Origin of the sequence: Campylobacter sp. TTU_617, assembly GCF_016599045.1 — a bacterium.
Taxonomy (GTDB): domain Bacteria; phylum Campylobacterota; class Campylobacteria; order Campylobacterales; family Campylobacteraceae; genus Campylobacter_D.
Genome location: NZ_JAENKV010000001.1, coordinates 140887 through 155735, shown reverse-complemented (window position 1 = coordinate 155735; position 14849 = coordinate 140887). Strand labels below are relative to the sequence as shown.

Here is a 14849-nt window from a genome sequence, read left to right as displayed (position 1 = left end):
TGTTATTGTGCTTGAACTGCACTTAAGATTACTGTATCTACAATATCATCAACCAAGCAACCTCTACTTAAGTCATTAACTGGTTTTTTAAGACCTTGTAAAAGAGGACCTATAGCTAAAGCATTGGCAGTTCTTTGAACTGCTTTGTAACATATATTTGCAGCATTTAAGTCAGGAAAGATAAAAACATTAGCATATCCTGCTATTTTTGAATGAGGCATTTTACTTTTTGCTGTACTAGGATCATATGCTGCATCAAATTGTATAGGACCTTCAATAGCTAAATCAGGATATTGTTCTTTAGCAATTTTTACAGCTTCTTTAACTAAATCAACGCTTACTCCTTTTCCACTATCTCCACTTGAATAAGAAAGAAAAGCAATCTTTGGATCTAATCCAAATGCTTTAGCACTTAAAGCACTAACATAAGCACTTTGCGCTAGTTCTTGAGGAGTAGGATTTGGATTTACAGCGCAATCTGCAAAAGCTAAAACTTCATCTTTAAGCCCCATAAAAAATATGCCAGAAACTGAAGTAATTCCTTCTTTTGTTTTAATGATTTGCAAAGCAGGGCGTATAGTTTCAGCTGTGGTTGTAGAAGCTCCACTTACCATTGCATCAGCCTTTTGGCTATGAACAAGTAAAGTGCCAAAATAAGTCCTATCTTTGATTAATTCTTTAGCCTCTTCTAAGCTCATACCTTTAGCTTTTCTTGCTTCATAAAGCATAGTGGCAAATTCTTCATTAAAAATAGAATTTTTAGGATTTAGAATTTGAATTTTGCTAGTATCAAAATTAGCCTCTTTTTTAATTTGCTCTTCATCACCTAATAAAATAATATTAGCTAAATCATTTTTTATTAAAATTTCACACGCTTGTAAAATTCTTTTATCATCACTTTCTGGTAAAACAATAGTTTTTTTATTTTTAATATTTTTTTTAATTAATTCATATTTAAAACGATAAGGGGTTAAAAAATCATAATCTTTTAAAGTATCAAGTTCATTTAAAGTAGAATTTTCACTTATAAGTACATAATTTTTATTTTTTAATGCTTGATCTAAATATTTTTTTGCAAGTATATTATTTTGTGTAATCACTGCAATAGGAGTATTAAGATTTTTAGCTAAATTTATATTTAAATCTAAAGTATCTAAAATGTCAAATTCATTAAAAGCTATTGCAAAAACTATGTCATATTTATTTTTTAATGTTTCATATTTATCTAAAATAGTATTAAAGAAAATAAATTCATCATCATTAAATTGCTTTATAGCTTCTGATGATTTAAAAACATAAGTGCGATTTAATTCTTGTTGTATATTGAATTTTTGCATTAAAATTTGTATGTCGTTTATTTCATTTTCATTGATAACAGGATAAAAAAGTCCTATTTTTTTATTAGAGTATTTTTCTAACACTTTTGTAAGAATTTTAGAATTTAGTTCTTTGTTGTTTGATCTAATAATATAAATTCCATTCATATTTTTCTCCTATGCTTTTAAAAATAATAGCTTAATTTAAACAAATATTAACTTAATACTTAATTTAAAAATGAAAAATTATTTTGGAACTTTATTTGCTTCTAATTTGATCAAAGGAAGTATTTTTTATAAATTGATTTTATAGAAAATTTCATATTCAAAGGATAGATTAATGAAAAAGAAGATAATTTATATGTTACCAATTGTATTTTTTGGTTGTAGTGCTACTGTAGATCCACAAATTTCTATGAAGCCACCCGCATATGTTGAAGAGTTGGCTCCAAAGCAAAGTAATAATATAGAAAGTGCTCCTGGCTCTTTATTTGGAAAAGGCGATAATCCTTTATTTTCTGATAAAAAAGCTATGAATGTTAATGATCTTGTAACTGTTGTAATACAAGAAAGCACAACACAAAGCACACAAGCTAATAAAGCAACTAGTAGAACAAATACAGCGAATTTAGGTGGAGGAGCTTTAAGCGGAAGTACTGGAGTTGTTGGTAATGCTATTAATAAAGTTAATGCTTATTCTAATATAGGTTTTCAAACCAATAGCACTTCTAATTATCAAGGAACAGGCTCTCAAAGTCGCAATGAGAGTTTCAATACAACTATTTCAACAAGGGTAATTAAAATTTTATCTAATGGCAATTATTTTATAGAAGGTTCAAGAGAACTACTTATAAATGGAGAAAAACAAATAATACAACTTAGCGGGGTTATACGCCCTTATGATATAGGTCAAGATAATACCATAGATAGTCGCTATATTGCTGATGCTAAAATTCTTTATAAAACCGAAGGCGAAGTAGATAGAAGCACAAGAAAACCTTGGGGAAGTAAAGTTATAGAAGCTATTTGGCCATTTTAATTAAAAGATTAAACCTAAAAAGGTTTAATCTTTATCAAATTTTATAATTCTTTTTTCAAGATTTCTAGCAATAAGTTCATTTTTTAAATTGTTAATATTTTGTTCTAATAAATTTTTAAAAATTTCTATTTGAGAAAATATAAGGGTAAATAAATATAAATGATCTTCTATCCATAAATTCTTTTTGGCTAAAAGTTCCTCTTTATTACTTGGATTAAGAACAAAAATTTTTGCTAAATTAAATTCAAATTGATTAATGGTAGGATAAAAAGCCATATATATACTATAATAATTGTTTCCAATTTCATCAATTTTTAATTTAATTTCATCGATATTTTTAATAAGTTTGCTATATAAATTTTCATTATATTCTAACTTAAGATTTAAAAAATCATTTCTAAGTAGTTTTAATTCTTTATCAAAATAATTTATAAAATCATTACATTGTTTTATAAGACTTTTTATTTTAGCATAAGCTTTTAATAGATATTCATTTTGCTTTGCAATACTAGGTATGGGTATTTCTTTAAAATTTTTTTCATCATTTAATAAATTTGCACAAATACTTTTAAAACTTTGTTCTATACTTCCTTCAATCCTAGCACCCCCTTCAGTGCAATTATATACTTTGATATGAGGATTTTGGACTATATTTCTTTCAAAGGTGGTTCTAAAAATATTCCAAACTTCTCGTGTATAAACTAAACCTTTTCCACCATAAGCTGTAGTTTGAAGTTTATATTTTATATCATTAGGATCTTGCTCATCATTGGCTCCGTATAAGTATTCTTTAGGATGAGAATTTCCTTCTTTATCGTAAGCTAAATCTTGTCCTATTAAAATGATATTTTTATGATTTAACATTAAAGCTAAATCATAACACATATGTGCAACACTATGTCCTTGTCCAGGATCTAAAATTTGTTTAAATTTAAAATTTCTAAAGAACATATCTTTTGGAGTTAAAATATATTTTCTATTGGCATTTTGAATATGTTTTAGGGTTTGTGGATGTGTAAGAGTGCTTAGTATAAACAAAATTCCTTGATCAAATTCTTTAAAATCATTATCAAAAAATTTAGAAGTTGCAAAAACTCTTTCTGTAGATAAAACATAATCAGGCTTAATACCATAATTTGCTAAAATTGTATAAGAACCATCAGCACAGAAAATAGAAGCTTTAGAAGCATATTGTTTAAGTAATGGTAGTTGTTTTATAAGAGAGGGACCAGTTGAAACTATAATAGCATTTTGCATTTTGTTTTTTCTTTCTTTTATAAGATCTAATAACGAAGAATTGGTAAGCATAGGAACAAGATGTTGTAAATTATGTCTAATTCCAATCAAAACATCTTCTGGATCATTTCCGTGACTTATAAATATATTTTTAATTAGTTCTGTAAATTTTTTGTTTATTTTTAGAATATTTTCTTGATGATTTTTTGCATAAAATTTAGAATGAATATCTAAAAAATATACTCTTAAAAATTTAAAATACGGCTCTTCTTGACTAAGAGATAAAAGATCACCAAAAAAATTTTCTTCATAAGGATCAAGTATGATTAAATTAGCAAGTTCTTTAGAAAAATCAATAGAATTAAATAAAACAAAAAGCAAGGGAATATTAGGTTCAAAAATAACAATTTTTTGATGATTTTTATTTTGCAGAAGAATTTTATATAAAATTCCATTACCAAAGCCATAAAAATAAAGCACAGGGTATAGATAATATTTATGATTATAAAGTTCTAATCTTTCTTTTAATTCTTCTAAAGGATTTTGATATATACCCCCCCCCATTTTAGAGTGAATATTGATATCTAAATTATCTTTTCCTCGTAAAATATAAAACTCATTTTCAAAATGAGTATTTTCTTTAAGTTTAAGAAGTTTTTCTTTTAGGGTAATATTACTTAATGCATTGATATTTTTATAAAAAATTTCCATATCCATCCTTATAAATAACTTGGTGCATCATTAGAAAAAAGTATTAAATCTCCATCTTTTGTTTCTTTGGTTAAAATACTGATAAGTTCTGATTTTTCTTTTAAAAAAAGACTTGAAATTGTAAGAGTTTCTTTAAAAATCTCTTGATTTATTTTAGCACTAATTATAACCAAATCAAAACATTCATTAATAATTTTTGCAAGTTTAATATTTTCTTCTTTATTTACTTCAACAATACCAGGTGTTATTAAAATTTTACGCCCTTTATATGTTTTACAAAGTTTATAACTTTCACTCATTCCTTTAAAATTTCCATTAAAACCATCATCTATGATAAATTTAGGTTTTTTTGAAAGTATTTCTAAGCGATGTTTAACGGATTTAATTTTAAGAACTTGTGTTTTAATTTTTTCTAAATTAAGACCTAAGAAATTAGCACAAAGTATGCAAGCACAAAGATTTTGAGCATTAAATGAGCCTAAAATAATGCTTTTAAAAGAATGATTTTCATTGTTTAAGAAAAGATCAAATTTTATCCCTTCTAAAGAGGTCTCAATTTTTGAGATTTTTTTATCATAAAGACTTATAATATTATTTTCATTTTCTTTAGTGCTTGTATGTAAAAATGCTTTTTTAAGCCTTTTGGAGCTTAGAGCTTCTAATTTTGTCTTTCTTGTATTTTCTAAATTTTTAAAATACTCCAAATGAGCATTTCCAATCTCTCCTATAATGCAAATTTGAGGCTCTAAAAGTTCAGTAATTTCTTTTATATCTCCTTGATTTCTAGCTCCTGCTTCTGCTATATAAATATCAAATGTTTCATTAAGATTTTCGTTAATATCGCGTATTATACCCATAAGCGTATTAACGCTTTTTGGGGTTTTATAAACTTTGAAATCGTCCTTTAAAAGAGTATAAAGAAAATTTTTAATACTTGTTTTACCAAAACTTGCTGTAATAAGTATAATAGTAAGATTTTTGTTATTTAGAATTTTTTTCTTTGCCTTAGAATAAAAATATTTTGCTCCAAAAAAATCATAGATTTTTAAACAAATTAAAGAGCAAGGTAGGCTAAAAAGATTAAATAAAAAAGATATATGAAAAGATAATAAAGCAAATAAAGTATTAAAAATAAATACAAACATAAAAAATATTTTAACTTTTTGAGTAAAAACAAGTTTTTTGTCAATTTTTTTATTCCAAAAGTATAAAATAACAATATGAATTAGAAAATAAAACAAAGAATAAAATGGAAAAGCTAAAAATAAAAAATAGGGTAAAAATAAAAAATATAAATGCCATAAAGGTTTATGATAGTGAAATATAATACGTTTGATTTTATAAGAATACCACTGTAAAGCACTAATAAGATAAAAAGCAACACAAAAATTAAAAATTAAAGTATTAAGATAATAAATTATATTAAGCATTTTTAATTCCTTGTATTTTTTGAGCAATAAAATCAGCGTGTTTTAAAAAGAAAAAATGATCTCCATTTAAAGGATAAAATTCGCTATTTTTTATAAAAGAATGAATAAGTTCTCCACTCTTTAATGGGGTATCTTTATCATCAATACCCCAAAAAATTAATGATTTAGCTTTTTGTTCTTTAAAAATAGTTTCGTAATTTTCATCAACTACCTTTTTAAAGGTTTCATACATTAAACTATTCATATGAGCTACATCTTTACTTACAAAGAATTTATAAAAAGAGTTTAGACCTAAAAATTTTAAACATTTAAAAATATAAATTTTTGTTTTTATTTTTAATGATTTTTTAGGAACTATACCAGCGCTTGAAAGCAAGATTAATATTTGATTTTCTTGACAAAGCAAAGTGCTTAATTTTCCTCCAAAAGAATGCCCTAAAAAAACATCAATATCTAGTTTTTTTTGGATTAGAAATTCTTTAACAATTGAAGCATAATCATAAGAATTTAAAGCTTCACTTATACTAGATTTTCCAAAACCTGGCAAATCTAAATAAATTTGACAAAAAGAATTAAGTTTTTTTTCAAAAGCTTGTTTCATAAGCTCTTTATTAGCCCCCCATCCGTGAAGGATTAAAATTTTTAGTTTTTTATCTTGATTAATTAATTCATAAGAGAGTTCATATTTTTTTTCTTTAAATATTATACTAGTTAATGCCATTTTAAACCTTCTGATCTGTGTAGATTTTTTCTAAAAGTTCTAAAGCATTTTGTAAGCGTTCGTATTCTTCTATATTGAGCATCACAGCTTCAAATTTATTATTTTTTAAAATGACTATTTTTCCTGATTTGCTTTTTTTGAGTTTGTCTATAATGGGACTAAAATTCCTTACAACTTCTGTGGCAGTGTAAATTTCATCTTTTTTAAAAGAAAGCATATAACAATCCTAAAATATGTTAAATTTTATGTAAAATTTAACATATTTTGCCTTAAAAAGCCTATAATTTACCTTTTTGTCCGTTGATAGAATTTAAAAATTTATATTCAATTGAAAGTGATTTTTCATTTTTGCAATTTTGTGCTAATTTTTGCAAAAGCTCTGTAAAATTATCAAAAAGATAGTTAGCTAAAGATCCTGGATTTGGATTAATTTCATTAAGATAAATTTCATCATCAATAATAAAAAAATCACAACGTATTAATGCTCCTTTAAAAAGAGGATTGTAAATTTTTTTAAAATTTTCTTTAAGTTTTTCTTTAAGTTTTTCTTCTAAAGGAGCTTCTTGAACTTTTGCATGAGAAGAGAAACTAAGATATTTTTGTTCAAAATCTAAATATTCTTGTTTTTTTGGTTCTTCTATAATTGAAAAAATAAACTCATCATCTATCATGCAGCCTGCTAGATTATATTCTTTAATATTATTTTTAAAACCTTCTACTAAAATTTCATCATCAAATTCAAAAGCTACATCTTTAGCGTATTCAAGTTCTTGTTCGTTTTTTGCAACACTTATTCCTATACTACTTCCAAGTCTAGCTGGCTTTAAAATAACCGGAAATTCAATATTTTGTTTTTGATCATCATATCTTTTAATCATAGTATAAGGTAAGGTTTTAACTCCAACTTTTTGTGCATAAAGTTTTGTTAATTCTTTATTGTATGATAAAACACTTGCCTCTAATCTTGCCCCTATATAATTTATCTTATAAAAATCAAATAAAGCTGCTATTTTGCCATCTTCTCCATCTTTTCCGTGTATAAGATTAATTACGCAATCAAATTCTATTTTTTTTTCGTTAAAAATATTTTTTTGATAAAAACCTGCATTTTTAAGAAAAATTTGTTTTTCTTTTTTGTATAAGCCTTTACAAAAAGTTTTTGAGTTCATTTTCTCACTTGGAATAAGATAAAAATTTCTTTCTAAATCACAAAATATAAAAATAGTTTCTTTTAAGATTTTTTTTAGAACTACTGCACTAACAATGCTAATTTCGTGCTCATAAGAATTTCCTCCAAAAAGTATTGCATAAGTCATTATTTTCTCCTTTAGCTTAATTTTTTAAGCGCTTCTTTAATTAAATCACTTGTGTTGTTTGAAGTGCAATTTGATAAAACTTTAATGATTTTATCTTGTTTAAAACCAAGAGAGATTAAAGCAGCTAAAGCTTGTGATTTATCATCACTAATTTGTTCTAAATGGGTTTTAGCATCGCTAAGTTCTATAAGTATGCGTTTAGCACTTTTTGGTCCTATTCCAGGTACTTTTTTAAAAATATTTTCATCATTAAGGCTTAAAGCCTTATAAAATGAATTTACATCAAGACTTGAGCATATAGTCATAGCTGTATTAGCACCTATGCCATTTACTTTTAAAAGCATTTCAAAAATTTTTTGCTCTTCTTTATCTAAAAAGCCATAGAATTTATTAGAATCTTCTTTAATGATTTGAGTAATTAAAAATTCATATTTTTGTCCAAGCTCAACTTTTGCTGAGCAAAATAAAGAAATAAATACACCATAACTTAGCCCATTAATACATTTAAGTATGATAAAAGTAGGTTCTTTTTTTGTAATTATTCCTTCGATACCAACAATCATTGTATATCCTTTTCATCATAATCTAATTTCCTATCAATTTCTATAGTTGTTTCTTTTTTTATAACTCCTATAGATTTTGTTTCTTCGTGTTCTAAGATAGAGTAAAAAGCCATTACTTTTGGGTGTAAAAATTCATATTTAATCTCATTCATATTTCCCCATTTGCCACTTTTATTAATGAGTTTTGCTCTTAAAAGTTCATTTTGTAAAAGATCTAATTCTTGTAAAATCTGATTTTTTTCATCTTCTAATTTTTGTCTTTGATTTTGTTGTTTTGTTAGCTCTTGATTGTAAAGATGAAAGTCTTTAATAATTTTTTCATATTGTAAAGGGATAGGTTGGTTTGAATTTTTAAGCTCAAGAACTTTTTTTTCTAAAGCATATATCTCTTCTTGATTGGAATTTATATTTTGTTTTAAAATATCTATTTTTTGATCAATTTGTAAAATTTGATTTTTATTATTAAAAAGTTCTTCAGTATAATTTTTATTTAAACTTTTTATTTTTGCGTTAAATTTATTATTATTTCCTTCGCATTTTCCTAAAACTATATTTTGATAAAAAGTAAAGGTGTTATTTGTTAAAAGCTCATCTATATAAATTTTATCAGCTTCTATGATCCCGCCCAAGCTTTTTTTAATTTTTACAATTTGAGCTTTAATTTTTCCACCTTCTAAAAGATCTATATTTACTTCTTTTGCTTCAATATAACCTCTATGTGTTTTAACATAAATTTCTTCAGCATTTATTTTGCTTTTGCTATGCGTTGTTCCTTTGATATTTATTTTTATTGCATTTAAAAAAGTATTTGCAGCAACATTTCCTTCAACATTTAGCTCTTGACACTCTATTTTAATTCCTGAGTTAATAGCATCGTGGAGATCTGAAGGAAATTTAACATTGATAATAATTTCTTTATCAAGTCCAGCTTTAATAGTTCCTATTTTTTTAAAATCTAATTCTTGAAAATCTAAGACATTTTGGATATCGTATTTATTTCCATCTTCAACGACAAATCCTTTTTTTTGCGCTATATATTCTATGCGATCTTCTTTTTCATTTATTTTTATAGCATCTGTATGAGAAATACTAAATTTATTTTGCATAGGATCAAGAACTTTTAATAAATGTAAATTTAAATCTCTTCCTTCTTTTCCATTTTTTGCTTTCATATGAGTAAGAATGATTTCATTTTCATCAACTACAATAATGCCTGATCTTTTTTCATCTTGAGTATAATTCTTAGTTTTTTCTTTATAGTTAAAAACTAATATTTCATCTTGGGCTTGTATAGGTGAGATCCCTTTTGCAACGGTAATTTGAGTAAAATTATGTGAAGAAGACTTAATTTTTGCAACACTTTCAAGTAATTGTTTTTTAAAGTCAAAAATACGAATACCAATTAGAAATTTCAATTTAATCATTTTTTTATAAATATTTTGAAGCAATTCTAATGCTATTTTATCATGATACGTTATTTTTTGAAGTTCTATTTCTGCTATAAGTTTCGTTAAATTTTTATTTGCAATCAGCTTAATAGCATCATTAATATTTTTATTTTCATTATGAATAATTTCTATTTTATATTCTTGTTTAATTTCTAAATTATTTTTTAAAAAAATTTCATCTTGTTCAAAAATATTGAGTTCTTTTTCGCTAATTTTTTTCCATTCTTCATTACCAAAACGATACCAAGTTGAAAACGCAAGAAGATTATAGTCAAGTTCATTGATATCTATATTTGTGCGTGAAGCAACTGCTAATAATTCTTTATAAGGGTTTGAAGTGTAGGAAATAATTTTTTCATTTTCTAACAAGTTGTTCTCCGCTATTTTTCATATAAATTATATATTATAGTAAATTTTTAATCAATTTTGGTTAAAATATTTATTCTAAAAAATTATTAAAATCTTGGTTCTATGGTATTATGAAGAATTTAGTGTTTAAAAATTTTATTATTAATGCTTTGGGAATTTTATTTTCTAGAGTTTTAGGTTTAATAAGGGATATTTTAATTGCTTTATTTTTAGGAGCGGGGCTTTATAGTGATATTTTTTTTGTGGCACTTAAAATGCCTGCCTTTTTTAGAAGAATTTTTGCTGAAGGTGCGTTTAATCAATCTTTTTTGCCTAATTTTACAAAAGTAACAAAAAAAGGAGCTTTTTGCATAAACGTACTTTATCAATTTAGTATTATTGTATTTTTATTTTGCCTTTTAGTAAGTTTTTTCTCTTCGTTTTTTACAAAAATTTTTGCTTTTGGTTTTGATAAAGAAACTATAAAACTTGCTTCTCCTTTGGTAGCCATAAATTTTTGGTATTTATTTTTTATTTTTATTGTAACTTTTTTAGCATCTTTGTTAAATTATAAACAAAAATTCTTTATTACTTCATTTTCATCTTCTTTGTTTAATCTTAGTATAGTTATAGCAGCTTTTTTTGTGGATAAAAATAATCCTTATGAAACGCTTTATTATTTCTCATATTTTATAGTTTTAAGTGGAGTGGCGCAATTGGTTTTGCATATGATTGTTTTTTATAATAGTAGAATTTTAAAAGCTATAATACTTTCTTTAAAATTTAAAAAAACAAAAACAAATTTGAAATCTTTTTATGAAAATTTTTTTCATGGAATTTTAGGTTCTTCTGCTACACAATTTAGCTCTTTACTTGATACAACTATAGCCAGTTTTTTGATCACTGGAAGTATTTCTTATCTTTATTATGCGAATCGTATTTTTCAACTTCCTTTAGCCCTTTTTGCTATTGCTTTAACGCAAGTTTCTTTTCCTAAAATTTTAAAATATTTAAAAAGTAATCAAGAAAACTTGGCTTTAGAATTTATGAAAAAAGCTTTAGCATTTTTAAGTATTTTACTTGTTTTTTCTTCTATGATTGGTATAATTTTTTCTCAAGAAATTACTAAAATGCTATTTGAAAGAGGTAATTTTTCTAATGAAGATGCCACAATAACAGCTTATGTTTTAATAGCATATCTTTTAGGGCTTTTGCCTTTTGGGTTGCAAAAAATATTATCTTTATGGCTTTATGCTAAATTTAAACAAAAGATAGCTGCTTTTATAGCTTTTAAGGCTTTAACCTTAAGTGCTTTATGTTCTATAGTTTTTATTTTATTTATTGAAGATGAAAAAAATAAGATCTTAGCAGTTGCTTTTTCTTCGTCTATTAGTGCTTTTTATTTATTATTGGCTAATATTAAAGAATTCGGTTTTAAAGAATTTTTTTCTTTAATTTCTTGGAAATTTTGCATTTTGTTTATTGTTATATTTGCTTTGATTGCTGTTTTATTATTTGAATTTAAATCAAATATAATTTTTGTTTTTTTATATATATTTGAGTTTATAAAAGGGATAATTTAATGAAATTAACAGATAGTGTCTCAAAAGAAAAAAAAGAGTTTATTCCAAAAGAAAAAGGAAAAGTAAATATTTATCTTTGTGGTCCTACAACTTATGATGATGCTCATTTAGGTCACGCTAGAAGTAGTGTGTGTTTTGATCTTTTAATGAGGGTTTTTAAAGCCAAAGGTTATGAGCTTTATTTTGCGAGAAATTATACTGATATAGATGATAAAATTCTAAAAAAAATGCAAGAAAAAAATAAAAGTTTAGAGGAATTGAGCGAATATTATATTAAAAGCTATGAAGATGATATGAAAGCACTAAATATATTAGAACCAAATTATAAACCAAGGGCTACTCATTTTATAAAAGAGATGATAGAACTAATTCAAAAACTTTATAATGAGGGTTATGCTTATATTTTAGAAGATGGGGTATATTTTGATACAAGTAAAGATAATAAGTATTTTAGTCTTTCTAAAAGAGATGCTTTTCAAAATCAAAGTCGTTTAGAAAATGAAGTTTTTAAAAAAAATGAAAGTGATTTTGTTTTATGGAAATTTGATGAAAAATTTTATGAAAGTCCTTTTGGTAAAGGAAGACCCGGTTGGCATAGTGAATGTATAGCTATGATAGAAAGCATTTTTCAAGATAAGCTTGATATACACGCTGGTGGGATTGATTTATTGTTTCCACATCACGAAAATGAAGCAACACAATGTCGTTGTGCATATGATTATGAAGTTTGCAACTATTGGCTTCATAATGGTTTTGTAAAAATTAATAATGAAAAAATGAGCAAAAGTCTTAATAATAGTTTTTTTATTAAAGATGCTTTAAAATTATTTCCTGCAGAAGTTCTTAGAATTTATCTTTTAAGCACTCATTATAGAGCCCATTTTAATTATTCTTTAGAAGATTTACAAATGAGTAAAAAAAGACTTGATAAATTTTATAGACTTAAAAAAAGAATAGCACTTCAAAAGTGGGATAATCAATTTATAAATGAAAAATTTGAAAGTAAAATAAGTCAAGAAATTTTATTTGCTTTGGAAGATGATTTAAATATTTCAAAAGCTTTATCCTTGCTTGATGAATTTATTATTAATGTAAATCTAAGGCTTGATAAGGAGAATAAAGATAAAAATTTAAAACAAGAGCTTTCTAGAAGTCTTAAAGAACTTTGTTTGATTTTTGGTTTTGGCTTTTTAGATCCTAGTGAGTATTTTCAGTTTGGAGTAAGTTTAGAGGAAAAAGAATTTATAGAAGAGCAAATTTTTTTAAGAAATGAAGCTAAAAAAAATAAAGATTTCAATAAAGCAGATGAAATTCGTGATAATTTACTTAAAAAAAATATTATTTTAATGGATACTCAAAATGGAACCTTATGGGAAAAAAATAATGCATAAAAAAATGACTTTAATTGATGTTTTAATGCGTTTTAAGCCTTTTTATAAGCAATATTGGAAATATTTTTTATTTGCTATTATAGGCATGCTTTTTGCATCTTTAGGAACCGCTGCAAGTGCTTATGTAATTAAACCAATTTTAGATGATATTTTTGTAAATAAAAATCTTAGCTTATTGTATATAACTCCTTTTTTTATTTTTATAGTTTATTTTTTTAAAAATTTGGGAGCTTATTTGCAAAGCTATTATACAAGTTTTATTGGAATTGATATATTAAGAGTATTAAGATCTAGAGTACTCGAAAATCTTTTAAAGCTTGATATGATGTTTTTTAAACGATATAGAAAAGGGGAGTTAATCAGTCGTTGTACCAATGATATCAATGCTTTGCAAAGTGTAGTGGCTAATATCATTCCTGATTTTTTAAGAGAAGTAATTACTGCCATTGGACTTATAAGTGTTGTAATTTATCAAAGTCCAATTTTAGCTTTTTTTGCTTTAATTGTTTTGCCAGTAGCTATTTTTCCACTTGTTTGGTTTGCTAAAAAACTTAAAAAATATGCAAAAACAACTCAAGAAAAAAATTCAGATCTTTTATCTCGCTTGAGTGAAATTTTTTCTAATATAGAAATTATTAAAGTAAATAATGCTGAAACCAAAGAAAAACTAAGATTTTCAAAAGAAAATGATGAATTAAGTAAAGTTATTTTAAAAAGTGTTCGTGTAACTTCTTTAACAAGTCCTATTATGGAGATTATAGGTTCTTTGGGTGTATCTATAGTTATTATAGTTGGGGGAAGAGAAGTTATACTTGGCAATATGAGCGTGGGAACGTTTTTTAGCTTTATTACTGCACTTTTTATGATTTATACTCCTATAAAAAGGATCTCTTATTTATATGGAGTATTGCAAACTGCTATTGTTGCAAGTGAAAGAACTTTTTATCTTTTGGATTTGAAACCAGAAATTAAAGGAGGAGACAAAAAACTTGAAAATATTTCAAACCTTGTTTTTAAGGATGTTTATTTTTCATATGAAAATGGAAAAGAAATTTTAAAAGGACTTAGTTTTTCTTTAAATAAAGGAGAGATTTTAGCTTTTGTCGGATCTAGCGGGGGAGGAAAATCTTCTATTGTGGGATTAATTCTTCATTTTTTTAGTAGAAATTCAGGAGATATTTTTATCAATAACCATTCCATAGATGATTTTTCTTTGCAATCTTTAAGATCTAAAATATCTTTAGTTACCCAAGATATTTATATTTTTAATGATACTATTGCTCAAAATGTTGCTTATAATGAAGAATTTAATGAAAATAAAGTGATTGAAGCTTTAAAATTAGCTAATGCTTATGAATTTAGTATGCAAATGGGAGGAATTCATTCAAAGCTTTATGAAAATGGTAAAAATTTAAGCGGTGGTCAAAAACAAAGAATTGCTATTGCTAGAGCTTTATATAAGAATCCCAATATGCTTATCTTTGATGAAGCTACTTCAGCTTTAGATAATGAAAGTGAAAAAATTATTGTTCAAACTATAGAAAATTTAAAAAAAGATAGATTAATCATTATGATTGCTCATAGGCTTAGCACTATAGAAAATGCTGATAAAATTGCCGTGATAGATAAAGGAAAGGTTTTAGCAATTGGAACCGATCAAGAATTAATGCAAAATTGCACTCTTTATCAAAAATTTAAAAACAAAGAACATAAAATAAAAGCTTAACTTTATTTTAATTTAGTTAGA

Annotated in this window: 12 protein-coding genes; 4 read left to right on the top strand and 8 right to left on the bottom strand. The window is 25.0% G+C overall.

Annotation, left to right across the window (positions count from 1 at the left end; genetic code table 11):
* Positions 1–2: 2 nt before the first annotated feature.
* On the bottom strand, positions 3–1484 hold the full coding sequence (gene pta / locus GQV94_RS00740; protein ID WP_200169079.1) for a phosphate acetyltransferase: 1482 nt from the start codon (positions 1482–1484) through the stop codon (positions 3–5).
* 172 nt (positions 1485–1656) lie between these two features.
* On the opposite strand from pta, the gene flgH reads away from it, so the two are divergent.
* On the top strand, positions 1657–2355 hold the full coding sequence (flgH, locus tag GQV94_RS00735; RefSeq protein ID WP_200169078.1) for a flagellar basal body L-ring protein FlgH: 699 nt from the start codon (positions 1657–1659) through the stop codon (positions 2353–2355).
* A gap of 24 nt (positions 2356–2379) precedes the next feature.
* On the opposite strand, the gene GQV94_RS00730 is transcribed toward flgH, so the two are convergent.
* The 7 genes from GQV94_RS00730 to GQV94_RS00700 all read right to left on the bottom strand — a co-directional run bounded on the left by GQV94_RS00730 (position 2380) and on the right by GQV94_RS00700 (position 10149).
* Positions 2380–4302: a motility associated factor glycosyltransferase family protein gene (locus GQV94_RS00730; RefSeq protein WP_234126252.1), complete on the bottom strand. Its 1923-nt coding sequence runs from the start codon at positions 4300–4302 to the stop codon at positions 2380–2382.
* Positions 4303–4310: 8 nt separating this feature from the next.
* Entirely contained in the window at positions 4311–5732 is a 1422-nt protein-coding gene (locus tag GQV94_RS00725) for a Mur ligase family protein (protein WP_200169076.1), read from the bottom strand.
* Positions 5725–6453, bottom strand: a complete 729-nt coding sequence (locus GQV94_RS00720) for an alpha/beta fold hydrolase (protein WP_200169075.1) — start codon at positions 6451–6453, stop codon at positions 5725–5727. The genes GQV94_RS00725 and GQV94_RS00720 overlap by 8 nt, the downstream gene beginning before the upstream one ends.
* Position 6454: 1 nt before the next feature.
* On the bottom strand, positions 6455–6670 hold the full coding sequence (locus tag GQV94_RS00715) for a type II toxin-antitoxin system Phd/YefM family antitoxin (RefSeq protein WP_200169074.1): 216 nt from the start codon (positions 6668–6670) through the stop codon (positions 6455–6457).
* Positions 6671–6731: 61 nt separating this feature from the next.
* Positions 6732–7769: a D-alanine--D-alanine ligase gene (locus tag GQV94_RS00710; protein WP_200169073.1), complete on the bottom strand. Its 1038-nt coding sequence runs from the start codon at positions 7767–7769 to the stop codon at positions 6732–6734.
* An 11-nt stretch (positions 7770–7780) separates the two neighbouring features.
* A complete protein-coding gene (gene ruvA / locus GQV94_RS00705; RefSeq protein ID WP_200169072.1) occupies positions 7781–8332 on the bottom strand; it encodes a Holliday junction branch migration protein RuvA in 552 nt (183 codons plus the stop codon).
* The gene (locus GQV94_RS00700) at positions 8329–10149 is read right to left on the bottom strand and encodes a flagellar assembly protein A (protein WP_200169071.1); all 1821 of its coding nucleotides are present in this window, start codon (positions 10147–10149) and stop codon (positions 8329–8331) included. Before GQV94_RS00700 ends, ruvA begins: the two co-directional genes overlap by 4 nt.
* A gap of 110 nt (positions 10150–10259) precedes the next feature.
* Between GQV94_RS00700 and murJ the strand changes: the two genes are divergently transcribed.
* Genes murJ through GQV94_RS00685 form a run of 3 tightly spaced genes read left to right on the top strand, consistent with a single transcriptional unit; the run spans position 10260 to position 14828 of the window.
* Positions 10260–11711: a murein biosynthesis integral membrane protein MurJ gene (murJ, locus tag GQV94_RS00695; RefSeq protein WP_200169070.1), complete on the top strand. Its 1452-nt coding sequence runs from the start codon at positions 10260–10262 to the stop codon at positions 11709–11711.
* Positions 11711–13102 carry a cysteine--tRNA ligase gene (gene cysS / locus GQV94_RS00690; protein WP_200169069.1) on the top strand — a complete coding sequence of 464 codons (1392 nt, stop codon included), beginning with the start codon at positions 11711–11713 and terminating at the stop codon, positions 13100–13102. Before murJ ends, cysS begins: the two co-directional genes overlap by 1 nt.
* On the top strand, positions 13095–14828 hold the full coding sequence (locus GQV94_RS00685) for an ABC transporter ATP-binding protein (RefSeq protein WP_200169137.1): 1734 nt from the start codon (positions 13095–13097) through the stop codon (positions 14826–14828). Before cysS ends, GQV94_RS00685 begins: the two co-directional genes overlap by 8 nt.
* Positions 14829–14849: the final 21 nt, after the last annotated feature.